25 protein-coding genes are annotated in these 26,064 nt (G+C 42.9%); 8 read left to right on the forward strand and 17 right to left on the reverse strand.

Annotated features, from left to right (window positions below; all coding sequences use genetic code 11):
* Positions 1 to 515 precede the first annotated feature (515 nt).
* Together G541_RS09965 and G541_RS10375 are read right to left on the reverse strand one after the other, a co-directional pair.
* On the reverse strand, positions 516 to 1,310 hold the full coding sequence (locus tag G541_RS09965) for a hypothetical protein (RefSeq protein ID WP_009551128.1): 795 nt from the start codon (positions 1,308 to 1,310) through the stop codon (positions 516 to 518).
* 326 nt (positions 1,311 to 1,636) lie between these two features.
* Entirely contained in the window at positions 1,637 to 1,807 is a 171-nt protein-coding gene (locus tag G541_RS10375) for a hypothetical protein (RefSeq protein WP_155824462.1), read from the reverse strand.
* Between the two features lie 500 nt (positions 1,808 to 2,307).
* On the opposite strand from G541_RS10375, the gene G541_RS10780 reads away from it, so the two are divergent.
* Entirely contained in the window at positions 2,308 to 2,484 is a 177-nt protein-coding gene (locus G541_RS10780; RefSeq protein ID WP_081654770.1) for a type II toxin-antitoxin system YafQ family toxin, read from the forward strand.
* Positions 2,485 to 2,630: 146 nt separating this feature from the next.
* Here G541_RS10780 and G541_RS10475 read toward each other — a convergent pair whose 3' ends face one another.
* The 5 genes from G541_RS10475 to G541_RS0102730 form a co-directional block, all read right to left on the reverse strand.
* Entirely contained in the window at positions 2,631 to 2,747 is a 117-nt protein-coding gene (locus tag G541_RS10475) for a putative metal homeostasis protein (protein ID WP_009551130.1), read from the reverse strand.
* An 8-nt stretch (positions 2,748 to 2,755) separates the two neighbouring features.
* On the reverse strand, positions 2,756 to 3,025 hold the full coding sequence (gene rpsN / locus G541_RS0102715) for a 30S ribosomal protein S14 (RefSeq protein WP_027826419.1): 270 nt from the start codon (positions 3,023 to 3,025) through the stop codon (positions 2,756 to 2,758).
* Positions 3,026 to 3,638: 613 nt separating this feature from the next.
* Positions 3,639 to 5,192 (reverse strand): glutamine-hydrolyzing GMP synthase, encoded by a 1,554-nt coding sequence (gene guaA / locus G541_RS0102720; RefSeq protein WP_027826420.1) that lies wholly within the window; start codon positions 5,190 to 5,192, stop codon positions 3,639 to 3,641.
* Between the two features lie 111 nt (positions 5,193 to 5,303).
* Positions 5,304 to 6,227: a type I pantothenate kinase gene (coaA, locus tag G541_RS0102725; RefSeq protein ID WP_027826421.1), complete on the reverse strand. Its 924-nt coding sequence runs from the start codon at positions 6,225 to 6,227 to the stop codon at positions 5,304 to 5,306.
* 167 nt (positions 6,228 to 6,394) lie between these two features.
* Positions 6,395 to 7,228 carry a DUF6612 family protein gene (locus G541_RS0102730; protein WP_027826422.1) on the reverse strand — a complete coding sequence of 278 codons (834 nt, stop codon included), beginning with the start codon at positions 7,226 to 7,228 and terminating at the stop codon, positions 6,395 to 6,397.
* 125 nt (positions 7,229 to 7,353) lie between these two features.
* Between G541_RS0102730 and G541_RS0102735 the strand changes: the two genes are divergently transcribed.
* Entirely contained in the window at positions 7,354 to 7,917 is a 564-nt protein-coding gene (locus G541_RS0102735) for a GDSL-type esterase/lipase family protein (protein WP_027826423.1), read from the forward strand.
* A 103-nt stretch (positions 7,918 to 8,020) separates the two neighbouring features.
* On the opposite strand, the gene G541_RS0102740 is transcribed toward G541_RS0102735, so the two are convergent.
* Positions 8,021 to 8,401 (reverse strand): iron chaperone, encoded by a 381-nt coding sequence (locus G541_RS0102740; RefSeq protein WP_027826424.1) that lies wholly within the window; start codon positions 8,399 to 8,401, stop codon positions 8,021 to 8,023.
* Positions 8,402 to 8,506: 105 nt separating this feature from the next.
* On the opposite strand from G541_RS0102740, the gene msrB reads away from it, so the two are divergent.
* Both msrB and G541_RS09255 read left to right on the forward strand, forming a co-directional pair.
* Positions 8,507 to 8,926 (forward strand): peptide-methionine (R)-S-oxide reductase MsrB, encoded by a 420-nt coding sequence (gene msrB, locus G541_RS0102745; RefSeq protein WP_027826425.1) that lies wholly within the window; start codon positions 8,507 to 8,509, stop codon positions 8,924 to 8,926.
* 164 nt (positions 8,927 to 9,090) lie between these two features.
* The gene (locus G541_RS09255) at positions 9,091 to 9,834 is read left to right on the forward strand and encodes an alpha/beta hydrolase (protein ID WP_035162789.1); all 744 of its coding nucleotides are present in this window, start codon (positions 9,091 to 9,093) and stop codon (positions 9,832 to 9,834) included.
* 58 nt (positions 9,835 to 9,892) lie between these two features.
* Here G541_RS09255 and helD read toward each other — a convergent pair whose 3' ends face one another.
* Positions 9,893 to 12,202 (reverse strand): RNA polymerase recycling motor HelD, encoded by a 2,310-nt coding sequence (gene helD / locus G541_RS0102755; protein WP_027826426.1) that lies wholly within the window; start codon positions 12,200 to 12,202, stop codon positions 9,893 to 9,895.
* Positions 12,203 to 12,521: 319 nt separating this feature from the next.
* On the opposite strand from helD, the gene G541_RS0102760 reads away from it, so the two are divergent.
* The 3 genes from G541_RS0102760 (at position 12,522) to G541_RS0102770 (ending at position 15,919) form a co-directional block, all read left to right on the forward strand.
* Positions 12,522 to 13,229: an MIP/aquaporin family protein gene (locus G541_RS0102760; RefSeq protein WP_009551150.1), complete on the forward strand. Its 708-nt coding sequence runs from the start codon at positions 12,522 to 12,524 to the stop codon at positions 13,227 to 13,229.
* A gap of 141 nt (positions 13,230 to 13,370) precedes the next feature.
* A complete protein-coding gene (locus G541_RS0102765; protein WP_027826427.1) occupies positions 13,371 to 15,224 on the forward strand; it encodes a monovalent cation:proton antiporter family protein in 1,854 nt (617 codons plus the stop codon).
* A gap of 23 nt (positions 15,225 to 15,247) precedes the next feature.
* Positions 15,248 to 15,919, forward strand: coding sequence for a histidine phosphatase family protein (locus G541_RS0102770; RefSeq protein ID WP_027826428.1), 672 nt, complete (start codon positions 15,248 to 15,250; stop codon positions 15,917 to 15,919).
* A gap of 159 nt (positions 15,920 to 16,078) precedes the next feature.
* Here G541_RS0102770 and G541_RS0102775 read toward each other — a convergent pair whose 3' ends face one another.
* From G541_RS0102775 to G541_RS0102805, 7 genes are all read right to left on the reverse strand, one after another.
* A complete protein-coding gene (locus G541_RS0102775; protein WP_027826429.1) occupies positions 16,079 to 16,849 on the reverse strand; it encodes an ABC transporter permease in 771 nt (256 codons plus the stop codon).
* Complete coding sequence (locus tag G541_RS0102780; RefSeq protein WP_081654771.1) at positions 16,849 to 17,496, reverse strand: ABC transporter ATP-binding protein; 648 nt, start codon at positions 17,494 to 17,496, stop codon at positions 16,849 to 16,851. The genes G541_RS0102775 and G541_RS0102780 overlap by 1 nt, the downstream gene beginning before the upstream one ends.
* Before the next feature lie 188 nt (positions 17,497 to 17,684).
* Complete coding sequence (locus G541_RS0102785) at positions 17,685 to 18,683, reverse strand: ABC transporter ATP-binding protein (RefSeq protein ID WP_009551161.1); 999 nt, start codon at positions 18,681 to 18,683, stop codon at positions 17,685 to 17,687.
* Positions 18,684 to 18,696: 13 nt separating this feature from the next.
* A complete protein-coding gene (locus G541_RS0102790) occupies positions 18,697 to 19,767 on the reverse strand; it encodes an ABC transporter ATP-binding protein (RefSeq protein WP_009551163.1) in 1,071 nt (356 codons plus the stop codon).
* Between the two features lie 8 nt (positions 19,768 to 19,775).
* Positions 19,776 to 20,804: an ABC transporter permease gene (locus G541_RS0102795; protein ID WP_027826431.1), complete on the reverse strand. Its 1,029-nt coding sequence runs from the start codon at positions 20,802 to 20,804 to the stop codon at positions 19,776 to 19,778.
* A 4-nt stretch (positions 20,805 to 20,808) separates the two neighbouring features.
* Positions 20,809 to 21,738: an oligopeptide ABC transporter permease gene (gene opp3b, locus G541_RS0102800; protein ID WP_027826432.1), complete on the reverse strand. Its 930-nt coding sequence runs from the start codon at positions 21,736 to 21,738 to the stop codon at positions 20,809 to 20,811.
* Positions 21,739 to 21,889: 151 nt separating this feature from the next.
* Positions 21,890 to 23,518 carry a peptide ABC transporter substrate-binding protein gene (locus G541_RS0102805; RefSeq protein WP_027826433.1) on the reverse strand — a complete coding sequence of 543 codons (1,629 nt, stop codon included), beginning with the start codon at positions 23,516 to 23,518 and terminating at the stop codon, positions 21,890 to 21,892.
* A 325-nt stretch (positions 23,519 to 23,843) separates the two neighbouring features.
* On the opposite strand from G541_RS0102805, the gene hflX reads away from it, so the two are divergent.
* A complete protein-coding gene (gene hflX / locus G541_RS0102810) occupies positions 23,844 to 25,100 on the forward strand; it encodes a GTPase HflX (RefSeq protein WP_027826434.1) in 1,257 nt (418 codons plus the stop codon).
* Between the two features lie 340 nt (positions 25,101 to 25,440).
* Here the strand turns inward: hflX and G541_RS0102815 are convergent, their stop codons facing one another.
* Positions 25,441 to 25,920 (reverse strand): pyridoxamine 5'-phosphate oxidase family protein, encoded by a 480-nt coding sequence (locus G541_RS0102815; RefSeq protein WP_027826435.1) that lies wholly within the window; start codon positions 25,918 to 25,920, stop codon positions 25,441 to 25,443.
* Between the last annotated feature and the right edge of the window lie 144 nt (positions 25,921 to 26,064).

The raw sequence follows: 26,064 nt of genomic DNA on the forward strand, positions 1-26,064 counted from the left end.
TTTCTAATGGAATGTTGTAACGACACCATTAAAGACCTTTATGGGTTTTTCTGTCCACTAAAATGTTCAACTTAAATTTTACAATCTGCCTTTTATATTACGCAATTTTCTTTACGCTTGGCAATGCTATCGCCAATTTGTAGCTAATTTGTAACTTTAATTTTTAAAATAATTTCCATAATCAATGTTTTTGTAATCTTTGCTCGTTGAAACAAATTTTATGGACTGATTTTGCTGACACAAATTTTTGTTTACTCAGCTTGTTCAAACTAGGCCCGTCATATTGAAAAATAGGCGCAAGCTACAACCAGCACCAATCAAGAACTTTACTGTTGACCCAGGCACCTATCTTACTATATATCGGGTCGCCCCGCGCAAAAGTGAAAGAATATGGTTCGTTTACTTTAAAAGAGAAAGTTTGGTTTCGAAGAAAATAAAAAATCCCTATCCGTAATGGATGAGGAATTTGCTTTATAAGCTCAAACGCTAAATATAACAATCAACTTTAGCCTATTTTAACTAGTCTTCTTTTTCGATTCGACCATCTTGATAAACGCGATACATATCACCGGAATCATTTCTAACAGAATTGTATGGCACATAATCACTATCAGTTGGTGCACCGTGAGCACCGCCATAGTACCACCCTCAATTTCCCATCCTTGGTCGCCCATCTTCTTGGTAATATAATCAATCGAACTTTGACCACCAGTTAGATGAACGGATAAAGTGGATTCAGATGTGGCAGTGGAACTAGGGTCATTCACTTTTTTGTCCGGCTTATCATAACCATTTTGTTGAATTTTCTCTTGGGAAGATTCAGCTGCCCGTTCAAACATACTCTGAAAATCGGAAGCTGTCATAATAGTAGGGTAAAGTGTCCAAGAATCAGCACTCCAATGATATTCCCCTTTAAGATTAGTTAGTGTTCGGAAATGCTTCTTATTCTCCTTGATAGCTGTAATAGTAAAATAATCCTTATCATACACGTCATGCAACTTGATTTGAAATTTATTTCCATCTAAATGACGCCAAGTTCCTCGCTTAACAGTTCCATAGTTCCCATGGCTATCATCACCAGTTTCCGGTTCAGCGTACAGAACCTTACCAGCTTTGGTAAAACGCATATAACTCGTTTGCTCATTACCTTGGCTGTCCTTATCTCGATATTTTTCATCAAGTTGATAAATCCCTGTTAATTTAGAAGTTGACGAAACTACCTTCACCTTATTTTTTACAGGTTGCTTCCCACATGCAACTAACATTAATGTACAGATTATGCCAATTGCAAGTGATATAATCTTTTTCATAAAATTTTCTCCCTTAATTGATCCTGCAAAAAAACAGCTAACTCATATAGTATTAGTATATGAACTAACTGCTTCTTTTATTTTTTAACTCAAACTTAGCAAAAATTAAGTCTTAGACTTTCTGTTTTACTTTATATAACTTATTCCCATTCGATAAAGGAAAAGGAGTATAAACCTTGATACACCAATGTCTTTGGCTTCATTTTAGATATTTATGGAGTCTTCCACCCCCGCGAGCAAGCTCGCTCCCCTGGATTGCACCAACAAGGATAATGGAATTTGCCCTGCTCCGCGTGCATTCCCTTACCCTTGTTGGCGCTATAAGATTACTTCTCCCTCACATATAGCCAGGTTATGAACAACCCATGTTTAACTTCAATTGGTGCCCAGTTCTTCCGAGGACAATTCTGAGCTAGCCATTGGTTAACATAACCATCACACCGCTTCATTATGATATTGACAACAGAAACGTTGTTGCCACATGGGATTTTCAGCATGAGCTTTCCTCGTTTGCGGATTATTCTGCCGAATTTAAGCCACTTGTTGGCAAGCTTTTCTTCTTCTGCGACTAGCTTAATATTGGAAGAAGAAACATGACGCAATAGCGATTTAACCAATTGCCTTGAAGTAATATCACGTTTAAATTGACTTGTAATTAGGTTGATTATGAGCCAACAGAACAATGCTACAATTACTAGAGTTAGCAGTGCTAGTAAGTTATTGAACCAGTCAATGCTGAACTTGAGGCAAAACTGCGCGAAGATGAACTAAAAATAATGGGTTATTTACCTGACGATGCTGATGAATTTACCGATGAACAAAGTCTTAACCAGGCTTTTGAAAAAAATTTAAAATAGGAATATGAAATATAAGGTAAAGATTAGTAAGGGCTTTTGGCGAAGTGCTAAGCGACTTAAACAAAAATATATTAAAGAAGAGTACGGTCAAATTATCGATGAAATCCGTGAATCAATCATCATATTAGCAATATGATGGCATCCTTCCAAAAGAGTATCAGGACCACATCTTAAGAAGAAGTCCTTATCAGAATCATCGAGAGTATCGCTTATACGATGATGATGTTTTGGTGATTTACGTTCGAAAACAAAAACAATTGTACCTCCGTTTTGTCGAAGTAACTGACCACAAAAACTTATATGACAATAGTAATTAATTATTGACTAGACATAACTCAACACGTGTTTCTTCTAATACTCAAACCATTTGTAATAAAACCTAACTTTCTAAGTGAATTTTGAATAGCGCCATCAAAAAACCGCTAGCAATCAACGTTTTAGTAACGTAATTGCTAGCGGTTAGTTATTTTTGTCCTTTTTGTAGCTTAAATTGCTTAATAATTTTCAAAGCGCGCTTGCGCGTCTTAATGTTAGGACTGTTTAAATTACGTAACGCCGTTGCATAATCACTTTTTGACATAGTATCACCTACCAACTAGCTTTCTTAACCCCAGGGATTTTTCCCGCCAACGCGAGTTTTCTAAAGTTTATCCGTGAAAGTCCAAATTCACGAAGATACCCCCGGGCTCGACCGTCTAAAGCATCCCGGTTATGCAACCGCACTGGGCTAGCATCCCTAGGAAGCTTAGCCAAAGCTTGGTAATCACCCTGCGCCTTTAATTGAGCTCTCAACTCTGCATACTTTGCTACCAGTTCTTCACGTTTCTTTGCCTTAGCAATCTTTGCTTTTGTCGCCATAAAAAACCTCTCTTTAAGTTAAATAGTAATTATTACCATTTACAGTTTAGGTTAATACTTCACGTAGGTCAAGTATTTTTATTTAGTCTGACGACTTTTCTAAAGTAATATCGTGGAATTGACGCTGTAAATATAAAAAACTCCATCCCGCATAATAAACTTAGGATGGAGTTTTACCCTTTCACACAAGTATCAAGGTGTATGTCAGCTTAACCATTCTTTACCTACCGGGTTGGCTTCAGCTAACTCTTCGTCTTCGACTAAATCCTTGTAATAATCGTATTCCTGCCACTCTTTAGTTGCAAAAATATTGGTAGGCTTATGGGATTGGTGGTTAGGCTTCCTCGCACCAACTTCACAAGCTGAATCTTGTAGTAGCGTCAGCGAACTACTATTACTAATTTTTGTTATTACTTCAGTTCACCCCTATATATCTTTTGACCTAACTTAGCGCAAGTACTACTTTTTGTCTACAAAAAAACCAGTAGCTATTAAACTACTGGAAAAAACAAACCTTGGCAAACAACTATCTTTATACACCCTGTTTTTCGTAGGTCTACCTTCTTCAAAAGCTTGATTTATAGGCATTCCCTCACCAAGTTATATTTGATTTTTATTCCCATTCAATCGTTGCCGGTGGCTTGGAAGTAACATCGTAGACTACACGGTTTACGTTGTCGACTTCGTTGACCATCCGGACAGAGATTTCTTGAAGGACATCCCATGGTAATTGGGCAAAGTCAGCTGTCATCCCGTCAATGGATGTCACTGCCCGAATACCGATAGTGTAGTCGTAAGTCCGACCGTCACCCATGACCCCAACAGAGCGAATCCCTGGAAGAACAGTGAAGTATTGCCATACTTCCTTGTCCAAACCATGCTTAGCAATTTCTTCGCGTAAAATTGCATCAGTGTCACGCACGATGCGGAGCTTTTCTTCAGTAATTTCACCAATTACGCGGATCCCTAAACCAGGACCTGGGAATGGTTGCCGCCATACTAATTCATGCGGAATACCTAACTTTTCACCAAGTTCACGGGTTTCATCCTTGAACAAGGACCGTAATGGTTCAATCAGCTTGAAGTGCAGGTCTTCTGGTAAGCCCCCAACGTTGTGGTGGGACTTAATCGTTTGGGCTGTATCTGTCCCTGACTCGATGACGTCAGTATACAGTGTTCCTTGAGCCAAGAAGTCAACATCCTTGATCTTCAAAGCTTCCTCATTGAAGACTTCGATAAATTCGTTACCGATAATCTTCCGTTTTTGTTCAGGATCAGTAACCCCGGCTAACTTGCCTAAGAAGCGGTCAGCAGCGTCAACCTTAACAATGTTAACCCCAAGATCACGGCTCAAAGCATCCATTACTTGTTGTGCTTCGTTCTTCCGCAGCAAACCGTGGTCAACAAAGATACAAGTCAACTGATCGCCAATGGCTTTGTTCAACAGTACAGCAGCTACACTAGAATCGACCCCACCAGAAAGACCTAAAATCACCTTCTTGGAGCCAACTTCTTCTTTAATCTTGGCAACTTGTAAATCAATGAAGTCATCCATCGTCCAGTTGGCTTCGGCACCACAGACATCAAAGGCAAACCGTCGTAAAATATCTAAACCGTACTGAGTATTCCGAACTTCAGTGTGGAACTGCAAGCCATAGAACTTCTTAGCATCATTAGCCATCGCTGAAATTGGGCAGTTAGCACTTGTAGCCGTAGCGGTAAAGCCAGCTGGTACTTCAGTAACCAAGTCTCCGTGACTCATCCATACATACTGGTCTTTAGGCAAGTCTTTGAATACTACCGCATTGTCGTCAGTAACCTCAATATCTGCCCGACCGTATTCAGAATCCTTTGCTGATTCAACCTTACCACCTAAGTTGTGGGCCATCAGTTGCATCCCGTAACAGATCCCCAAAATTGGAATACCTAACTTATAGATATCTGGATCAACTGTGAAGGCTCCGTCTGCATAGACGCTGTTCGGACCACCTGAGAAGATAATACCCTTAGGGTTAATCTTCTTAATCTCCGCAGCTGTAATCTTATGGGATAACAGTTCAGAGTAGATCCCAAAGTCCCGGATCCGCCGGGTAATCAATTGATTATACTGGCTCCCAAAATCAAGCACAATGATTTTGTCGAAAGCCTGCATATCCACATTTGCCAAGATATTCACCTCATCATTTCTCAAGAATTATTGCTTTTTTCTATTGTACAGTAATGGAAATATATCATCAAGTTAGGACGATTAGCAAGATTTCTTGCCTAATCCTAATAATCACGTCTTGCGCAACCACAGTTCATTAACCCGGTGTTCGACTCCTTTGCGAATAATCAAATTAGCCCGGTTTCGTGTTGGCAGGATAAACTTGTGCAGGTTAGTATGGTTAACCTTCTGCCACACTTGCTTGGCAAAGGCAAAAGCCTCCTTGCGGTCTTGTTGAGCCAAGTCATAATAATAATTCGTTGGGTCCTGAAAGGCTGTATCCAATAGCATCCCAAAGCGTTCCAGGTACCACTGCTGTATCAAGCTCTCCGGGGCGTCAATATACAATGAAAAATCAAAATAATCACTGACATAGATCTGCTGGTTGGATGGCAACTGCAAAACATTGATTCCTTCAACGATTAAAATATCTGGACTAGCCACTGTATCATACTCGTCAGCGACAATGTCATACACCTGGTGCGAGTACCGGGGAGCATAGGCTGGGCGCCCATTTTTTACATCATCGATAAAATTAATCAACCGCTGCATGTCATAACTTTCGGGGAAGCCTTTCTGATCCATAATTCCCCGCCGTTGCAACTCCGCATTAGGATAAAGAAAACCATCCGTAGTGATCATTTGAACCTTTTCTTGTGGCAAAAGCTTGCTCAAAAGAATCTGCAAAAGTCGCGCTACTGTGCTCTTGCCAACGGCTACTGAACCAGCAATCCCGATAATAAAGGGATTGGGTTGTTCCGTGATACCTAAAAATTTAGTTTGATCCCGGTTTAAAGTCCGATGATTGCGTAAATATACCCGCAATAAATGGACTAATGGCATATAAACTTCGGCAACGTCGCGTAATGAAATGCGGTCGTTCAGTGACTGAATCTGTTGGAGTTCATCTGCAGTTAAAGTCGCTACCATTTCACCGGTCCGAAGGCGTTGCCACTCGTCCCGAGCCAGCCGATAATAATTTAATTGATCTTCCATCTTTAATATTTATTTCTCCTGCATCTCTGCTCAATAATGCCAAAATTATAGCATATTCTTAGGCAAACAACACAAGTTACCCCATCAGAAAAGTGAAGGCGTTAAGAAAAACGGCTTCTCTGCCTAACCATTTCCTCTCGCTTCCACTTTATTCATAAAAACTGGTCTTAATTATTTGTTGTTTGACTTGTCGTCGTTACCCGCTTAGCTTCAGGCAAAGTTATCGTTGGCACTTGGTTATACTGGCTGAACTTACCCTTGAGACTCTGCGTTTGGGCCACCTTAGTTCCATCTTTAGTTGTCATCTTGATCTTGCCTTGGTATGACTGTGGCAACAAACTATGCCGATCGATCACAATCTGATAGTCAAAGGATTCAACATTCATCTGATCAATCACAGCCCCCATTCCGGAGTCATTCCCAGGATTGCCAACGCCTAGTGTGTCCTTGACCATCTCGGTTGCACTATCACCATGCCCCCGGTAGGTTAATATGTACTGCCCTTTACGCGTTTTCACATGGAGCTTACTACTTGTTGCCATCCGCTTGAGTAGGCTCACTGCTGCATATTGATCCTTTTGGGTATCAAAGTCAAACCCCGCTTGATTAGCTGCTGTTTTGACCCATTGCCCATCATTGGGTTTGGTATATACATCATAATCATTTAAATATACTGGGGCAGCACTGGTCTTTTTTCCAGTGACAATAGTTGTATCAATCCGCATAACATCCGGTTTCTTCTGGTAGGCTACCGCCATCGCATACTCATAATTTTCCGTTTTTTTACGCTTTTTGCTCGTTGTCGTTGATTTGACCCGTGAGTTTAGTGTTACTTGTAAACTTTTTTGCTTATTGAGCTTTCCAATCGTCCGTTGTGCAAGCTTTTGCGCCTGCTGTTCATTGCCTGAATTAGTAGTATTTGCCGTACTACTACATGCACTCAGAACTCCAGCCATCATCAAAACCAGGCCGAAGACCAGGCGATACTTTTTGGTTAGCATTATTCCACCATTCCTTTCACGCTTAATTTTATCATACAGTAAGTTTTCAACAGCTTGACACGCTAGTGCTAAAATATAGATAAACTTAAATGCGTAAAATCAGATAAAGAAAGGAATGACTTTCAATGCATAATATCGTCTTATTTGGCGACAGCATCACTGCTGGTGTGATTAATGGCTTCCCTTCCCCCCTCTTTTCACGAATGATTCGGGATGCCTTGGGCACCTATGAAATCATCAATCGTGGTGGTATCGGTGACCAAGCCCGAACAGCCTTGACCCGGCTACAAACCGACGTTCTCAGTGCTAATCCCCAAGTCGTTGTTATCTTTTTTGGTACCAATGACTGTGCCGACCCTAATACCAGTCCGAAAGATTTTCAGACAGCCTTGCAAACAATGATCGACAAAATTGGTCGCCAACGCTGTGTCCTCGTCACTCCCGGAATCACCAGTAGAGACGCCCAACAAGCAACACCGTTATTTGTCACAATGAACCAGTATGTTCAAGTAGTTCTAAAAGTCGGGCAAGCTAATAAAATTCCCACCCTCAATTGGCAACAAGTTTGCCAGCAATATTCTTCTGACAAACTTTTACAAACTGATGGCATTCACTATTCCAAGGATGCTTATCGCCTGTTAACTAACCACCTGTTACCTCTGATTAAGACCCAACTCAACCGCAATTAGTCGGTTATTAAAGAAAGTGAGTGGGAAATATTAGTAATAAAAGCGGGGTTGGTGAGAAAACAGTGTTTTCTCCCAACCCCTTAGCTTTTACTAACTTTCCAACTTACTTTGCGCGTGGACGCCAAAATGTCTGACAGTCTTGTTTATCTGCAATGTTATACTCAATCACTTTAGCCAAGAGATCATACGGAACTTCCTGATCAAAACTTACGCGAACTAACTTTTTACCATAGGACAAACCTAACCGGTCAAACTCTGGACCAAAAACCTCAATGATTTCGTCTTCACCGGCAAATGCAAAATGCTTTTGGGCCACACTAAAACCAATGATAAATGTCCCATGATCCGTAAACATTGGTTGATTCCAGGCAATCCGCCCTGCCAAATTGGGGTAACGTTTTTCAACCCACTGCAAAACCCTTGCCATTTTTTGCCGGTGGTCCGGATTCTCAATTTTTGCTAAATAATCGTCGTAAAAAGCCATCTTAGCACCTCCGTTTACTTCTACTTTAACCTAAGCAAGTTACTTTCCAAAAGTCATTTGATAGAGTAACCTGGTTTTTAAGAATGATTATTGGAGGGGATTATTGTGGTCAAAAAAGATTTGGAACACTTAACACCATTGCAATACAAAGTCACCCAGGAAGCAGGAACAGAGGCGCCCTTTACTGGTAAGTATGACAACTTCTTTGAAGATGGGATCTATGTCGACGTCGTTTCTGGTGAACCCTTGTTTTCTTCCCTAGATAAATATGATTCTGGTTGTGGCTGGCCTGCCTTTACTAAACCTTTGGTTAAGCTCCAAGAAAAGCGTGACCAATCGTTTGGAATGGAACGTACCGAAGTTCGGTCTAAGGGGGCTGATTCTCATTTAGGGCACGTCTTTTGCGACGGACCAGTTGACCGTGGTGGTCTCCGCTACTGTATCAATTCGGCCGCACTACGATTCATCCCAGTCGCTGACCTAGAAAAAGAAGGGTATGGAGAATACCGGAACCTGTTCAAATAATATCAAAGCCAAGCAACGCCTGATTTGCGCAGCTTGGCTTTTTTACAAACTTTCGCCGTTGGTTTCGATGACTTTTTGGTAGCTCATAAGTCTTTATTTACGCCTTATACAATTCAGTTTCTTCTGTTATACTGTAATATCCTATTTTGAAAGTTGGAAATCACATGCCAAAGAAACACTATCGCTTGAAGCACATTTGGAAGATCCTTGTCCTCATACTGGGGTTAATAATCGGAATCGGCGGAGCGTACCTTCACCATGCTACCTACCACCCTACTACAACTGCCCAGCAGGCTGTTAGCTCTGCTCATACAACTAAAGATGTCACTACTTTTAAAGCCAAACACAGCCGACTAACGGTCGTCTTCTATCCGGGAGCACTTGTACAACCAGCGAGTTATGCTCCTTGGGCCCAGCAGGTAGCACAAGCTGGTTACACTGTGAAAATTGTTCATTTTCCCCTCAACCTGGCTGTCCTAGCACCAGATAAAGTCCATGAAGTTATTGGCTCCGATGAAAACTATGTACTTGGCGGTCATTCCCTAGGCGGAGCCATGGCCGCTCGCTATGCCCACCACCAGCACAACCCCCACCTCAAAGGAGTCTTTTTCCTCGCAGCTTATGCTGATCAAAAAGGACGTCTCGACCACAGCGGACTACCCGTTCTCAATATCACCGGGAATCGGGATGGTGTTTTGAACTGGGACAAATATTCCAACAACAAAAAATACCTCCCAACAACCACCCAATTTGTTACCATTCCTGGCGGCAATCACAGTGGCTTCGGCAGTTATGGTTTACAAAAAGGTGATCGTTCCGCAACTATTTCAAACCAAGAACAACAAGTACAGATTGCCCACACATTGACTGCATGGTTGCATGGATTACCTACAACACAAAACAAATAATACCTAAAAACCCTCTCGGTAGCGATCGTAGACCACACTCGAGAGGGTTTAATTAAAATTATTGAATATATCTTAATTCGTATAATTCCGGATCAATACTATCCATCAATGGGGTCAACTCACCCACTGCAAAAATATCTAATTGGTGCATAGCCCGTGAGCAAATCGTATATACTAGCTGACGTTCACTTTCAAAATGATAGTTCTTGCGGTTGGCATTCCACACGATTACCGCATCAAACTCTAACCCCTTAGCCAGGTATGCCGGTACAACAATCGTCCCTGGAACCAGCCGTTGATTTTCCGTTTTGATCAATGTAACTGGCAACTTATGTGCTTTAAGTTTCTTGGTTAATTCCTGACATTCAGTCAGCGTTTTCCCAATAATAGCAGTTGTCATCTTAGCCGCTTCATTTTGGTGGACCTGGCGGATAACTCCGGCCAGCAACTGGTCGGAGCTTTTGGCTACCGTGATTGTAGGAACCGCCCCATTACGAGCAAAAGCAGTGACCTTTTCCCCATTGATCAATACTTCCCGACTAAAATCAGTAATTTGCTGGGTTGAACGATAGGACTTAGTTAATTGCACCACTTGAGTTTTTTCCGGAGCAAACATCGTACTCAATTCTTTCAATAAACTGTGACTATTTTCTCCCGTAAAGATTGCCTGGTTCAGGTCGCCTAACATCGTAAACTTAGCCCGGGGGAAACGGAACTTCAGGTACGCCAATTGGTAGGCACTATAATCTTGAATTTCATCAATAAACACATGCCGCATCTTGGTATCGCCCCGTTTACCAGTAATCAAATCATACAGGTATAAGTATGGTGTCACGTTGCTCATCGCCATCTGACCTGCTTTGATAGCGGTAATTGTTGCATCAACATCTGCCTGCCATTCCGCGGGTGTTACCCCATAATCGGCCAGGTTGACCAGGTCAGGCACATGGCGCAAGAAATGGATAAATTGTCCACTAACATTAAAGAACCATCCCTTTAAGATCGCTCTGCGTAGTGGTTGCAACTGTTTTTGAACATAACGTTTAGCTAAAAAGCTTAATTCCGCAGTTCCGTTACCTGCGTCTTTTGGATGATCGCCATACAAAGCATTCAACTGGTCTTGACTCAAGTCCTGGATTGCTTTTTCCACCTCATCGGTCTTAGCTAGCCGTCCGATCTGGCTTTGTAACTTATGCAAAAGCTTATTGACTGTGCCTTCAAGCCGATTGCGCAAACTATATGATTCATTAAATCCATAGTAAATTGCACTAATTTCCTCTTTAGAAAAATACGTTTTTCCCTGGAATTTGAGATCGCGGAACCGTACTCCCTTGTGATTGAGGTATTTGGCATAGTTACTAGTGGCCTTGAACATCCGCAAACTATCTTTCAACGCTTGGAGCCGTCGTGCTTGCCGGTCGTCTGCTTCAGCAAAGCGCTGAGCTAAAGTTTCTACTTTAAGTTTAGGTAGGCGCCGTTGGGTATATTGATAGTAGGTCATCTGCACCATATTATGTTCCCCTAGTTCTGGCAATACTTGATCAATGTAGTCATTGAACAACTGGTTAGGAGAAAAGAGGATAATCTGGCTTGAAGTCAGGTTCCCCCGGTAACGATATAGCAGAAAGGCCACCCGTTGTAAAACAGCCGAAGTTTTTCCCGAACCGGCTGCCCCTTGAACAAAGAGTAAGTCCGACTTAGTATCCCGGATGATCTTATTTTGTTCCCGCTGGATTGTGGTCACGATGCTTTTCATCTTAGTATCAGAAGCATCGCCCAACACGTCCAAAAGCATCTGGTCCCCCACAGTTTCATCAGTGTCAAAGAGAGTAATGATCTTACCGTCTTCAACTACGAACTGTCGCTTTAATTTGAGCTTAGCTTCTTGCTTCCCCATCGGACTATTGTAGGTCACATGTCCTAATTGCCCATCATAGTAAACACTGGAAATCGGCGCCCGCCAGTCATAAATCAAAAAATGATCGGGTGAATCTGCAAAGGAACCCAGACCGATATAAATTGCCTCGGTCTTATCTTCACCCGCTTCCTGGAGATCGATGCGCGCAAAGTAGGGCTTGTGCTCCATTTTTTGCAACATTCCCAATTCCCGAGTAGCACTCTGCCAGGCATTCTCCCGCTCCGCTAGCGCTTGTTGCTGTTGGCGAATCGTCATCGCGGTATCCATCATCCCGGAATAGGTACTGGTATTGATCCGCAGATTCTTATTAAAATCAGCCTGCATATTTTCTTTATCCCGTTCAACAGCAGCGATTTTCTTTTGATTGGCTGCTGCAGCAACTTTGATCTTATCCACAACCATATCCATACGTTTTTGTTCATCTTGTTTAGTAACTGGTTTCGAGCTCATTTGCTTGCCCCCTAGTTTGATCACTATTAAACACTCAATTTCTTAGCATAATATTGTAGCATTTTTTCTAGTTATGGTTCAAACAATCCCCCTCCACTACATGAAAGCGTTTTTTGTAAATGAACGAATAATTCGCTGGTACTCTCTTTTTATTTTAGATATATCCATGCCATTAAATGTTACTGTACCAGTGATCTCCTTCTTTTTTCGCTTTTGAAAACAAGTTATGAAAATAACACAAAAAAGACTTTCATTTTAAGTCGTTTTCAGGTAAAATCTATCACTGTTAAAATTGTAAGAATGTTTACGGAGGATTATTATGTCTGGATTTTTGGGAGAGTTCTTCGGAACCTTTGTCCTTATCTTGTTCGGGGTTGGGATCGGCGCTTCAGTAACTTTGAAGAAAACTCATGCGTCTGGTTCTAACTGGCACTACGTCACTTTTGCGTGGGGATTGGCTTTTGCTTTTGCCATCTACGTTGCAGGTCACTTGGGCTCAGAAGCTCACTTGAACCCAGTTGTAACTTTGAGTTTTGCAGCTTTTGGTAAGTTCCCTTGGAGTCAAGTTGCTCCTTACATCTTGGCCCAATTCTTAGGTGCCTTTGCCGGGGCTGCTATTGTGATTGTGCATTACTACCCACAATTTAAGGAAACCAAAACAGCTGAAGAAGGTAACAACGTTGGGATCTTTGCTACTGGTGGTCAGATCAGAAGCAACTTCTTCAACTTCTGCAGTGAAGCCATCGCAACCTTTGCCTTAGTCTTCGTTCTCTTGAACCTGGGTGACTTCAGCGAAGGTTTGAAGCCATTCATCATTGGGCTTTTGGTTATGGTTATCGGTCAAGCACTGGGAGGAGCAACTGGTTTTGCTATGAACCCTGCACGTGACTGGGCACCACGCTTTGCTTATACTATCTTGCCTGTACCAAACAAGACTACTGCTGATTGGGCTTATGCCTGGGTACCATTTGTTGGTCCATTAGTAGGTAGTTTGGCTGCAACTGGCTTACAAGCATTAATTATGTAAGCTAATAGCAATTATTACATAAGTATTAACGAACCGGTGAGTTCCCTGCGGAATTCACCGGTTTGTTGCTTTCAGTAGCCATTTATAGTTTTTCTCGCTATAATGTAGTCAATATTTTCCTGAAAGGAGTATTCATTTTTTATGACAGTTTCACTGTTACTGGTAACAATCGTGGCGTTCTTCGTCCCGCTGTTACTAGCCAAATTTAAAGTTTCCATTCTTCCTACCTCAGTCGCTGAGATTTTGGTCGGAATTATCCTCGGTAAGAGTTGCTTAAATGTTATCCACATTGATAGTTCGCTCGCCTACCTCTCAACTCTCGGGGTGATCATGCTGATGTTCCTTAGTGGTCTTGAAATTGACTTTTCCTTGTTCAAGAAAAACGTTGATCCGTCCCCACTAGAACAAAAACGGATGGCAGCAACTCCCAACACCTCACCCCTGTTGGCCGCTTCAATTGCCTATGTTCTTAGCGTCGTTACCTCTTTCATTCTAGCGATGCTGTTCAAAGTCTCCGGGCTCTTTACCGATGTCGCTTTGGCCACTATCCTCTTTGCGACCGTTTCTTTAGGAATCGTCATTTCCTTATTGAAAGAAAATGAACTGCTGAGCAAAAAGTTTGGGCAAGCAGTCCTCCTCTTTGCCATCTTTGGTGAAGTTGTTCCGATGCTAGCCTTAACCGTGTATTCTTCCGTCCATAGCGGTCGGGGGGGCAGCCTCTGGTTGATTTCCCTACTTTTCATCCTAGCGGCCTTCCTTTTCCACCGTTTCCGGCGTTTCTTTACTTTCTTTGACAACATCAACAAGTCAACCACCCAGCTGGATATCCGCCTCTCTTTCATGGTAATCATTGCCCTGGTTCTTACTGCTACCGGAGTAGGAGCTGAGAACATCTTCGGGGCTTTCGTCGCTGGGATCGTAGTTAAATTACTCGAACCAGTTAAGAGTACCCAACGCCACCTCGATGCCGTTGGATACGGTTTTTTGATTCCCTTCTTCTTTATTCTGACTGGGGTCAAGCTCGATATCCCCGCATTGATGCAATCACCGACAACCTTGATCTTAATTCCGTTGTTCTTTATTGCTTATGTCGTTGCTAAACTGCCAGCATACTTTGGCTTTGTTCGCCGCTTCTCCAAGCGAAATGCAGCGGCTGCATCCTTCCTTTCTGGAACAACCATTACTTTAGTTTTAGCAACACTGCAAGTGGCTGAAGAACTCCACGTAATCTCCAGCCAGCAGTCGGGCGCTTTCATGTTAGCTGCTATTCTGACTTGTATCTTCGGCCCCCTCGTCTTCAACAAACTCTATCGTCCAGAAGTAGAAGATATGAAGAAAACCCAAGTATCGATTATTGGGGCTAACTTGGTTACTGTTAGTGCTGCACAACAGCTTTCTAAAGAATGGTACGATGTCACCCTCTTTACTGACCGAGAGAAAAACTACTCCACATATAATTCACAAGCCAATGTGCAAAAATTGGCCTCAACGGATGTCCAGTGTCTGATTGACAACGAAGTTTTTGATACTGATATTCTCTTATTGGCCCACCTTGACACCTCAACCAACGTCAAGTTAGCGACGGCTGCTAAGGAATACGGGGTTCCTCGGGTAATCTGTCGCCTTGAAAACCGTGAACCAATGGATACAACCGAAAATGCCCTTCTTGCTCAGGGAATTGAAGTCTTTGATGCCTTTGATACTAATGTGGGGATGACCCGGTCAATGGTTGAAACCCCATCAATGCTCCGGTTTATTCAGCAAGAAGATTTCAGTATCTTTGAAATTGAAGTTACGAATGCGAAGTACGATGGCACCGACATCAAGGACCTGCCTGGTACTGACAAGCTAACGATCTCTCGGATCATTCGGGCCGGCAAGACGATTGCCCCTCACGGGAATACGCGTATCCGCCTGTATGACCACTTACTCCTAACTGGGGATAAGAATACCGCGCGTGAATTGCAACAAAAGATCGGGAAGCGTAATGACTAACTATGCGAAAGGACGACTCAAACATGGCTTTTAAACTTTATCTCGTTCGCCACGGGCGGACAATGCTCAACCACTACCGCCGTCTTCAAGGCTGGTGTGATTCTGACCTCAATGACGAAGGGATTGCTCAAGCTAATGCTGCCGGCCGCCACCTTGCTCATGTTAAATTCGACAAAATCTATTATAGTGGCGTGGGACGGACCCTTAAAACGGCCCAACTCGTGATTGCTAATAATGATTACCGCGATCAATTACCTACCCCAGTTGCCAACTATGATTTCCGTGAACAAGGTTTTGGATTCTTCGAAGGAAATGATGCTGAACAGGCTTGGTTCATGGCGGGAATGCCCCATGGAGTCAAAACTTACGATGAAATCGTAGCCCGTTACGGGATGGATGCAGTCCTCAACTTCTTGAAAGAAGCTGATCCGTTCAAAGATGCTGAAAACACTACTGAGTTTTGGACCCGGGTCAACCGTGGTTTAGATGGTCTACGGCAGACTGCCCATGATGGTGATAACATTCTCATCACTGGCCACAGTATCCTCATCCGCCATATGGTTAATCGCTTCAAACCTGAATTCGATATTCTCAGCGAACACCTGGAAAACGGGAGTGTTACCCGCTTTACGGTTACTGCAGATGATGTCACGGTTGACTATTACAATCATTCCTGCGACGATCAAGAATACTAACATACCAAAAAAGGAGCACTAATGCGGTGCTCCTTTTTGTTTACTGCTTAACCTTATACCGTACCCAAATAGCTCATTTCTGGCACTACAATACGGGCCCAGCTGTCACCATGATAAATTCCCCCAGAACATTTCTTTAGCTATATCCTTTTGAAATAATTATTCTTCTGGTAAGATCAGCTGTAAGCGGTCGTTGAAATAATTGCGGTACGACAAATAAATAGCAATCACTGATCCAATACTTGTCGCTGACATTAGCATAAATGTCACCATAATCTGGTACTTAATCGCATAGACCGGATCCACGCCCGCAAAAATCAAACCTGACATCATCCCCGGCAGACTAACCAACCCGACCGTTTTAGCCGAATCAATCGTCGGTTGCATACCCGTTTTGATACTTTCCCGAATTATTGCCCGGGAAGCTTGAAAACCAGTTGCTCCCAAAGCCAACATTTCATTGACTTGTTGGGCCTGTTGCTTGAATTGTGTCCGCATTGCCCGGTATGCTAACCCAATCGCCACCATCGAATTAGACGCAATCATCCCTGAAATGGGTACTAACTGTTGGGCCACCGGTCTGATCGAACCAGATAACACCAGAATCATGATTGTCACTGTTGTACTTGAAAAAATTGCAATAAATGAGTAGATAAAGCCACGTTTTTGGCGACCATTTCGTTGGTAAGCATTCCATGATGCATTCAAAATAATGATCAGAGTCAAGGTTAAGGTCAAGAAGATGTTGGCAACATGAAAGACTGCTTTGAGGACATAACCTACAACTGTTAATTGAATAATTGCCCGTAAAATAGCGTAGATAATATCCCGGTGGAGATCTAACTTCTCCCGTACACTAATCCCCATCGCTACAACTACCAGAAACAACGCCAGTAGTAACGATAAGTTGGAAACTGCCAAACCTTGCATTAGCTAACTCCTCCTTTTTCCAAATGTACCAGGTGGTGTGCCATATGGATCTCATCTGTATCATGCGTTACCTTGACCAACGTCTTTCCCCGCTGGTGTTCTACGGCTAATAAATCCAGGACGATTTGTTTGGACCGTTCGTCAAGACCAGCGGTTACTTCATCCAGCAATAAGACTTGTGGTTCTAACAAGAGGTTACGTACTAGGGCCACACGCTGGCGTTCGCCCCCAGACAACTCCGTAATTTTCTTTTGGGTATATTCTTGGGGCAGGTCGACTGCCGCCAGCAAATGCTGGATACGGTCGTGATCAACTGCCTGGTTATTTATTTGATACGGAAAAGTAAAATTATCCATGACTGTTGTTCCAAACAGTAACGGCTGTTGGATACAATATGAAACTTGTTGTCGGTAGGCAGTGATGGGATAAGTCGTTATATCTTGCCCCTGATAGACGATCGTTCCCCGGTCAGGGCTGAGAAAGCCGGCCATCAGCTTCAAAAGGGTACTCTTGCCACTTCCCGAAGGTCCAGCTATCGTTAAATAATCGCCCTTTATCACCTGCATATTAAAATCCTGTAAAACAGTATGATCTTCGACAGTATAATCCAGATCATTGATCGTAATGATCGCTTCTGCCATCTTCATCACTTCCCGCTTCTTTTTGAGAATATTTTATAATATTTATAAATTAATCACCATTATCTTGCTTATACAAAAAACAGGATGCTGCTAAGCAGCATCCTGTTTTTTGTGGAGTGAGAAATCTCTCTCCTTATTACCGTTCATCTGTTAGAGACTTACTTAAAATTGGTTGGAATACTAATAATTGGTCTTTAATCCTCAATGAGTTCAGCTCTTTCAGCTGCTTGAGCCTGAGCTTTTTTAGCATTTTCGGCTGCCCGTTCTTTATACATCGGAACTTCTGCCTCTGTACACCGTACGAAGTGACCTGGTGTGATCTCATGCAGCTTACGTGGGACGCCGTCGCTTTCGTCTTCCGCAGCTGCATCATAAGGAATTTGCCGTCTGTTCCGTTCAAACTCAGGATCAGGAACAGGCACAGCAGAGATCAAACTAGCAGTATAATCATGCAGTGGTTGGGTATATACTTCATCAGCCGGACCGACTTCTAGTAACTTACCGTAGTGCATAACTCCGATTCGGTCAGAAATGTACTTCACCATGGATAAATCGTGGGCGATAAAGAGATATGTTAAACCGTGCTTTTCTTGTAAATCTTTGAGCAGGTTAACTACTTGAGCTTGAATCGAAACGTCCAAGGCAGAAATTGGTTCATCGGCAATGATAAACTTAGGATCAACAGCCAATGCCCGCGCAATCCCAATCCGTTGCCGCTGCCCCCCAGAGAATTCGTGAGGATAACGACTAGCATGGTCTTTGTTCAAACCAACTGTATCCAGTAATTCAGCTACTCGGTCGTTTCTTTCTTGCTCATTCTTAGCCAAATGGTGGATATCAATCCCTTCGGCAATAATATCCCGCACTGTCATCCGTGGGTTTAAAGATGCGTATGGATCCTGGAAAATCATCTGCATTTCCCGCGTGAATTCAAGCCGTTCCTTCCGACTCTTGAGCTGGCTAACATCCTTACCGTTAAAAATAATTTCCCCATCGGTTGGTTCATACAAGTGGATGATTGCCCGTCCTGTCGTTGTCTTACCGGAACCTGATTCACCTACCAAACCAAATGTTTCCCCTTCATAGATATCAAAGGTCATATCATCAACGGCATGGAGTTCATCTGGCTTGCCAACGTTGAAGTATTGTTTCAAGTGCTTGACTTGCAAAAGTTTCTTCTTTTGTTCTGGCATGTACATTTCCCCCCTATTCAGCCAAGTTAGCGACGTCTGTCCGACTGAGTTCGCCACTCTTTAACTTAGCATAGATTTTTTGCCGCCGTTGGATTTCGGCAGGCGGTGTTACCTTTGGTGCCCCTGGTGCTAACAACCATGTTGATGCATAGTGGGTTTCGGATACTTTGAAGAATGGTGCCTTCTTTTCGGTATCGATCTTCATTGCATATGGGTTCCGTGGTGCAAATGGATCACCCTTTGGTGGATCCAAAAGATCTGGTGGCGTCCCCGGAATTGATTCCAGGTGCTTACTATCCAATGTTGGCATGGAATTCAGCAAGCCCCAAGTATATGGGTGCTGAGGATTGTAGAAGATTTCATCCACAGTCCCGTATTCCAAGATTTCACCAGCATACATTACAGCTACTCGGTCAGCCATTCCGGCCACAACCCCTAAGTCGTGTGTGATGAAAATGATTGAAGTTTCAATCTTTTGTTGCAATTCTTTCATCAAATCCAAGATCTGCGCTTGGATTGTTACGTCCAAGGCAGTCGTTGGTTCATCGGCAATCAAGATTTCTGGATAACAAATCAAAGCGATCGCAATCACGATCCGTTGCCGCTGCCCCCCAGAGAATTGGTGTGGATAGTCGTTGACCCGTTCTTCAGGGTTAACGATCCCAACCAAGCGGAGCATTTCAACTGCTTGTTCCAACGCCTTTTTCTTGTCCACATGCTTATGTTTCATCAGGGGTTCAGCAATTTGCCGCCCAATCTTCATAGTTGGATCCAGAGAAGTCATCGGATCCTGGAAGATCATTGCAATGTCCTTGCCCCGAATAGTCTGCATTTTCTTTTCTGAATATTGCAGGATATCATCGCCATGGAACATTACGCGTCCGCCTTTGACCTTGGCGTTGTTTGCTAACAGACCCATCAAAGACTTTGTGGTTACGGACTTACCCGAACCTGATTCCCCTACGATTGCCAGTGTTTCCCCCCGGTCAAGGTGGAAGCTGACATCGCGAATGGCCTTGACTTCACCTGCATATGTGTGGAAATCAATTTTAAGATTTTGTACATCTAAAATTCTTTCAGCCATAATCTAACCTACCTTCTTGTCTTTGGATCAAATGCGTCACGCAAGCCGTCACCTAACAGGTTAAAGCAAATCATCAGTACACAGAGGACAATTGCTGGATACCACATTTGGTATGGCAAGAACTGGAAGTTCTTTTGTCCGTCATTCAGAAGTACCCCAAGTGAAGTTTGCGGAGCAGAAATCCCAATCCCAATGAAACTCAAGAAGGCTTCAAAGAAGATTGCACTTGGAATAGTGTACATTGTTTGAATGATAATGATACTGGAAAGGTTCGGCACTAAGTGCTTCCAAGCAATTTTGCTTGGTGACTCGCCCAGTGTCCGGGCAGCCAGAACATATTCTTGGGTCTTTAAGGATAACGTTTCAGCACGAATCATCCGGGCCATTGTTGTCCAAGAAGAGATGGCCAAGGCTAAGATGATGGATGTCATCCCTGGCTTAAATACCAGCAACATCAGCACCACAATAACCAGGTTTGGCACAGAAGAAATAACTTCAATAATCCGTTGCATAACGTTATCAACACGACCACCTTTCCAACCAGAGACGATCCCATAGGAAACCCCGATGGCAAGGTCAAAGAATGTCGCTACAATCGCAACGATCAAGGAAATCTTAGTCCCGTAAATAATTCTTTGCGCCAAGGAACGACCTAAGTAGTCAGTCCCTAAAATAAAGTATTTGTTAGCAGGTACGTTGTTTTGAGCATAAGCATCAACCCATGCGCCCCCCATCTTCAACTTCCCGTTCAGGCCATTGATATCAATGCCTGGAATCTTAGCTGGTAAGTTTGCATATTGTGGGGCGGACTTTACCAGTTGGGCATTGGTAATAAAGAAACTTGAACCGAAAGCAACTACTAACATAATGATGATAATGAACAGGGAAACAACTGCCCCCTTGTTCTTTTTGAGTCGCAGCCATGCGTCCTGAAGGAAAGTCAGGGAAGGAGCTGCGATCTTTTCATCGTCGCCCTTTTCATTCTTAGATACGGGCTCAAAGTCCTGGGGTGTTAAATTCAGTTTTTCTTCAGCCATATCTTTATCCCTCATTTCCTGCAAGTCTAATCCGTGGATCGATGAAGCCGTAAACAATATCCGTCAACAGGATCACTAACACTAACCCAGCTGAGAATAACATCGTTACCCCCATGATAGTTGGGTAGTCGTTGGTAGTGATCGACTTAACGAATTGTTCCCCGATCCCAGGGATTGAGAAGATGTTTTCGATAACCATTGAACCAGTCATCAAGGCAACTGTGTATGGCCCAATCAGGGTTACCAGCGGAGTCAAACTGTTCCGCAGTGCGTGGTGGTAAACAATACCGAACCGACTCATCCCCTTAGCCCGGGCTAATTCGATATAGTCAGAGTTCAAAACGTCCACCATCCCCGTCCGGACGAACCGGGCTGTTTCAGCCAGTGGTCCTACCCCAAGGGCAATCGTCGGTAAAATGGTGTAGTTAAAGCCATTCCATCCGGCAACTGGTAGCCAGTTTAGCTTCAAGGCAATATAGTACTGTAAAAGCACGGCCAACACGAAGTTTGGTACTGACTTACCAATGATTGAAAGCACTGTACATAAAGTATCAATCCAAGTATTACGGTTGATGGCTGCAAATGAACCAACAATAATTCCTAACACTACCCCGAAGATAATCGCTTGGATACCCAATTGGGCGGAAGCGCCAATCCGGCTAGAAATCAAGTACGAAACTGATTGGTTACTGAATTGGAAAGAAGTCCCAAAGTCACCATGAGCAGCATTGAGCATGTAGGACAGATATTGCTGCCAAATTGGCTTGTCTAGACCGTATTGCTTATTCACAACTGCAATCTGCGCTGCTGACATTTTTTGCTGATTTGTGAACGGTGTCCCGGGCATCAGTTTCATTAAGAAGAACGTGATTGTTGCCACTAAGAACAGCGTCAAAATCATGTAAAATACTCTTTTGAGTAGGTATTTACGCATTGTTTTAACCTCGCATTCTATTTATAAGACTCGCTATGAGTGAGATAAAAGAGTGGTCAAATCACAGGCCAAGTTTTTATCTTCATAATTACAAAGCAAGGGGTAACGTTATTTCGTTGCCCCCGCCTTGAGATTTAGATCATAATTTTAGCTACTTGATTTGGACATTCTTGAAGTTGTATGTGACACCAACAGAGTTGATGATCAGGCCCTTAACCTTACTCTTTACCAAGTATGGTGTTCTTCTTTGGTAGATAGGAGCCACTGCTTGGTCTTCCAGTAAGATCTTTTGTGCCTTTTGCAAGTCATCCCAACGCTTTGCAGGATCGTTGGCATCAGTTGTCTTAGAAGCCTTGATCAAGCTATCATATTCAGAATTCTTCCACTTACCATCGTTTTGGCTGTTGTCAGAAGTGAAGAGGTCTAATGTTGAGATTGGATCAGCGAAGTCATCGCCCCAAAGGGTCAGAACTACATCGAAGTCACCAGATGATGACCGTGCTAAACGAGTCTTGAATGGTACGTTTTGCACGTTAACCTTCAAACCAGGAAGAGTAGTTTCCCAGTTACTTTGCATGAAGTCCCCAGACTTCTTAGCTGCATCATTATCGTCACCCAGTAAGTTCAAGGTTAACTTCTTTTCACCGATTTCAGCTAAGCCTTCCTTCCATAACTTCTTAGCTTCCTTAGCATCTGAAGTTACACCAGTACCTTTGATGTTACTGTTGAAGTCTTTACCGTTGCGAACTGCTAAGCCGTCTGGCACGATCCCAGGAGCTGCTTGTGAACCGAAGGCAGAAGTCTTCACATATTGGTCACGGTTGATTGCCATGGACAATGCTTGCCGAATCTTCTTGTTCGACAAGGCCTTCTTAACTGTTGGGTTAGAAGCTTGTTCATTGAATTCGAGGTAAGCCAATGTTGATTCCTTCATCAAGTGGTAATCCGCGTTGTTCTTCAAGTTCTTAGCTTGATCTGTTTCCAATGTGATATAGTCAACTGATCCTTGCTTGTACTTATTGTAACGTGTGTTACCAGATTTGTTAACTTGGTAGTTAACTGAGTCTAGGTGAACGTTCTTCTTATCCCAGTAAGAATTGTTCTTTTGTAACTTCCAAGAAAGGTTAGAACCAGTCCAGCCTGTCATCTTAAATGGCCCGTTGTAGTACAACTTGTCAGAAGCTGTCGCATACTTGGAACCGAACTTGTCAACGGCCTTTTGGTTTTGTGGGAAGAATACAGGGAAGCCCATCAATAACTTGAAGTAAGGAATTGGCTTTTCCAAGTTAACAACTAACTTGTAGTCGCCTTCTGCCTTGATCCCCAAAGTATCTGGAGCTTTCTTACCTTCAATGATGTCATTAGCGTTTTGAACACCATCAAAGAGGTAAGAATATTGAGAAGCAGTCTTTGGATCAAGTGTTCTGCGCCAGGAATATACGAAGTCCTTAGCAGTTACAGGATCACCGTTAGACCATTTGGATTTCCGCAGATAGAAAGTATATGTCTTCCCACCATTAGAAACTTCAGTCTTCTTAGCTACCCCAGGTTCGATCTTACTATCCTTACCAATCCGATAAAGACCTTCCATAGTGTTGGCTAAGTTAGTGAAGGAAATAGTATCTGTCGCTTTGGACAAATCCATCCCCGGTAATTCACCAGTTTCACTAAAGTTAAAAACCTGTTTGGAAGAATCAGCAGATTTATTACCACAGGCAGCCAGGGCTAAAGCTGAAAGGAAAACAACTGACCCGGCAGCTGCAACTTTTTTGAGTTTCATAATTATACCCCATTTCTAAAAAAGCTAAGCTATGTAACAACGAAATAATAAATCCCTAGCAACTTGAGTAAAGTATATATTATAAATAAATTAAAATCAAGAAAACTTTCTCATATTGGGCGCGAAAGTTTGTTTACAACCGCTTTCTTTGCTGCTAAAACGCATTGTAGTTCTTAAAAAGATTCTTTTTTCAACTAATTAGTGGAGTTAATTCGGTAATGATTTGCGCATTATTTGCCGTTATTTTTCGTTAAAATTAAGAAATTATGAGCATATTTATCATTTGATGCATTTGCTATAATTAAGAGGATAAAGGGGTGATATTATGACAGCCGTCATAATTGGTGGAATTGAAAACCAAACAGAAAACTTTACTTATACTATGGAAGAGCTCCAAGCTCTTGCTGAAGCCGACAACCTCGAAGTGGTGGCCTCTGTTCACCAAAAGCTCGAGCGACCAGTTGCGGCTACTTACTTTGGTACGGGCAAAGTAACTGAAATTTTCCAGGCTGGCCAGGTGCATGCCGCCGACGCTCTGATCGTTAACGATGAACTCTCGCCAACCCAAATTCGGAATCTTGAACAAGATACTGGGCTCACCGTGATTGATCGCACAGCCCTGATCCTAGATATCTTTGCTTCACGGGCACGGACCAAAGAGGCCAAGCTCCAAGTCGAAATTGCTAAACTCCAATACCAACTTCCCCGCTTACGTACAAGTGCAGCGGAAAAACTCGACCAGCAGACAGCCGGCAATGCCGGCGGAGGCTTTACCAACCGGGGAGCTGGGGAAACTAAATTAGAATTAAACCGGCGGGTAATTGAAAAACAGATCTCCCAGCTGCGTAAAAAACTCAAAGATGTGCAAAAAGACCAGGTAACCCAAAGTAAGCAGCGTCGGGCTTCTGGTTTGCCCCAGGTGGCCCTGGTGGGGTATACCAATGCCGGCAAATCAACTACCATGAATGGTCTTTTGCAACTTACCGGACAGGAGGAAGACAAGCAAGTCTTTGTCAAAAATATGCTCTTTGCAACCCTGGATACGTCAGTTCGTAAAGTTCACTTTGCAGATAATAAAGAATTTCTCCTCAGCGATACGGTCGGGTTCGTCAGCAAGCTGCCCCATAACCTCGTGGCTGCTTTTGAATCAACCCTAGCTGAAGCACGTAATGCCGACTTGCTCGTTCAAGTCATCGATGCCTCCGATCCACATGCCCGCGAAATGATCGCTACGACCGAAGAAACACTCGCTTCTATTGGGATTGATGATATTCCGATGATTTATGCATATAATAAAGCCAACTTAGCCAATACACGGTATCCTCTAGTTACTGGTGACGCAATTACTTATAGTGCTCGGGATTCGCAATCACTGCAAGTTCTCGCTGATGTTATCCGCCAAAAGATTTTCACTGGCTACCAAACACTAACCTTCCTCATTCCCTTTGCTGAAGGACAGCTGGTCCAACAGCTCAATGAAGAAGCTCAAATCATCAAAACCGATTACCTCGCAACTGGCACCCAAATTACAGCAGAGGTCAGTCCCCAACTAGCGGCCCAACTCCAAGATTATGTCCAATAACTTATCAATTCCCAGTTAACTGTTCGTTGCTGAACAGCCGCTGGGAATTTTTTATTTTTACTGCGAGTAAATTTTCTTTTAGATCTCTTTTTCCGAACTGACACGACAATATTTAAATATAGGTGCAAGCTTCCCCATTCCTATTAACTCTGTTTTTCTAAATGCCCTTTCTGCACATATTTCACTATATATCGTGTGTCCTCTGCCAAAAGTACTTTTTTCTATTCGTTCGCTTTTTAAATTAATCATCTTTTGCATGAACCTTACATCACTTAAAAAATGAGACTGAAAAATTTCTCAGCCTCATTTTTTAGGTGCTATTCCCGATTCCTGCAATTACTTATTCAGCTTGGTGGATCCGACACGACATTTCTGTTACATCCAACCGGTAAACTTGCACATATGCCAATGACTTTGGATCATATTTAAATTCGGTTTGTCCGGTATAGTGCTGCATTAACGGCCCAAATGCCGCTTGTTTTTCTTGCGGATCCATCACCAATGTCACTTTTCCTTCGCCGATCACACTCCTGTAACTCGCCGAGTAGGTACAGGCCATGTTATCTTGCCCCGGTTCAAAAATATCATCGTCGTCAATTTCAAACCCTGCATAGTGGGTTGCTTTTAACAGTTCATACCGCCGTCCTTTGGGCCGTCCGTGGAAATACAGTGTGTAATGCCCATTTTCTTCCTGGTAGCCATAGTGCACAGGAACTACATATACCCGTTGCCCATCACGCAACCCTAACCGCAACGTCCGGCACTGGTCGAGCACAGAATTTATTAATTTTACATCGGTAACAGTATCTTTTTCACTCATAAATATCGCCTCATTTGCATAACAAGTAATAGCTTTCATTGTTATTATATCCCCAATAACGTTGCATTTGTAGATAATTAGGGTTTAATTAACATCCTGTAAGCAAGGCTCTCATTTATAAATTTAGGTGTATAATTATTACTA

It is taken from the genome of Ligilactobacillus saerimneri DSM 16049 (assembly GCF_000423265.1).
Classification (GTDB): Bacteria; Bacillota; Bacilli; order Lactobacillales; family Lactobacillaceae; genus Ligilactobacillus; species Ligilactobacillus saerimneri.

Excerpts from the sequence above, each read along its gene's own strand:
- G541_RS09965 (WP_009551128.1), bottom strand. The coding sequence starts at position 1,310 with ATGAAAAAGATTATATCACTTGCAATTGGCATAATCTGTACATTAATG.
- G541_RS10375 (WP_155824462.1), bottom strand. The coding sequence starts at position 1,807 with ATGCTGAAAATCCCATGTGGCAACAACGTTTCTGTTGTCAATATCATA.
- G541_RS10475 (WP_009551130.1), bottom strand. The coding sequence starts at position 2,747 with ATGTCAAAAAGTGATTATGCAACGGCGTTACGTAATTTAAACAGTCCT.
- rpsN (WP_027826419.1), bottom strand. The coding sequence starts at position 3,025 with ATGGCGACAAAAGCAAAGATTGCTAAGGCAAAGAAACGTGAAGAACTG.
- coaA (WP_027826421.1), bottom strand. The coding sequence starts at position 6,227 with ATGGAAGATCAATTAAATTATTATCGGCTGGCTCGGGACGAGTGGCAA.
- G541_RS0102730 (WP_027826422.1), bottom strand. The coding sequence starts at position 7,228 with ATGCTAACCAAAAAGTATCGCCTGGTCTTCGGCCTGGTTTTGATGATG.
- G541_RS0102735 (WP_027826423.1), top strand. The coding sequence starts at position 7,354 with ATGCATAATATCGTCTTATTTGGCGACAGCATCACTGCTGGTGTGATT.
- G541_RS0102740 (WP_027826424.1), bottom strand. The coding sequence starts at position 8,401 with ATGGCTTTTTACGACGATTATTTAGCAAAAATTGAGAATCCGGACCAC.
- G541_RS09255 (WP_035162789.1), top strand. The coding sequence starts at position 9,091 with ATGCCAAAGAAACACTATCGCTTGAAGCACATTTGGAAGATCCTTGTC.
- helD (WP_027826426.1), bottom strand. The coding sequence starts at position 12,202 with ATGAGCTCGAAACCAGTTACTAAACAAGATGAACAAAAACGTATGGAT.
- G541_RS0102760 (WP_009551150.1), top strand. The coding sequence starts at position 12,522 with ATGTCTGGATTTTTGGGAGAGTTCTTCGGAACCTTTGTCCTTATCTTG.
- G541_RS0102765 (WP_027826427.1), top strand. The coding sequence starts at position 13,371 with ATGACAGTTTCACTGTTACTGGTAACAATCGTGGCGTTCTTCGTCCCG.
- G541_RS0102770 (WP_027826428.1), top strand. The coding sequence starts at position 15,248 with ATGGCTTTTAAACTTTATCTCGTTCGCCACGGGCGGACAATGCTCAAC.
- G541_RS0102775 (WP_027826429.1), bottom strand. The coding sequence starts at position 16,849 with ATGCAAGGTTTGGCAGTTTCCAACTTATCGTTACTACTGGCGTTGTTT.
- G541_RS0102780 (WP_081654771.1), bottom strand. The coding sequence starts at position 17,496 with ATGAAGATGGCAGAAGCGATCATTACGATCAATGATCTGGATTATACT.
- G541_RS0102785 (WP_009551161.1), bottom strand. The coding sequence starts at position 18,683 with ATGCCAGAACAAAAGAAGAAACTTTTGCAAGTCAAGCACTTGAAACAA.
- G541_RS0102790 (WP_009551163.1), bottom strand. The coding sequence starts at position 19,767 with ATGGCTGAAAGAATTTTAGATGTACAAAATCTTAAAATTGATTTCCAC.
- G541_RS0102795 (WP_027826431.1), bottom strand. The coding sequence starts at position 20,804 with ATGGCTGAAGAAAAACTGAATTTAACACCCCAGGACTTTGAGCCCGTA.
- opp3b (WP_027826432.1), bottom strand. The coding sequence starts at position 21,738 with ATGCGTAAATACCTACTCAAAAGAGTATTTTACATGATTTTGACGCTG.
- G541_RS0102805 (WP_027826433.1), bottom strand. The coding sequence starts at position 23,518 with ATGAAACTCAAAAAAGTTGCAGCTGCCGGGTCAGTTGTTTTCCTTTCA.
- hflX (WP_027826434.1), top strand. The coding sequence starts at position 23,844 with ATGACAGCCGTCATAATTGGTGGAATTGAAAACCAAACAGAAAACTTT.
- G541_RS0102815 (WP_027826435.1), bottom strand. The coding sequence starts at position 25,920 with ATGAGTGAAAAAGATACTGTTACCGATGTAAAATTAATAAATTCTGTG.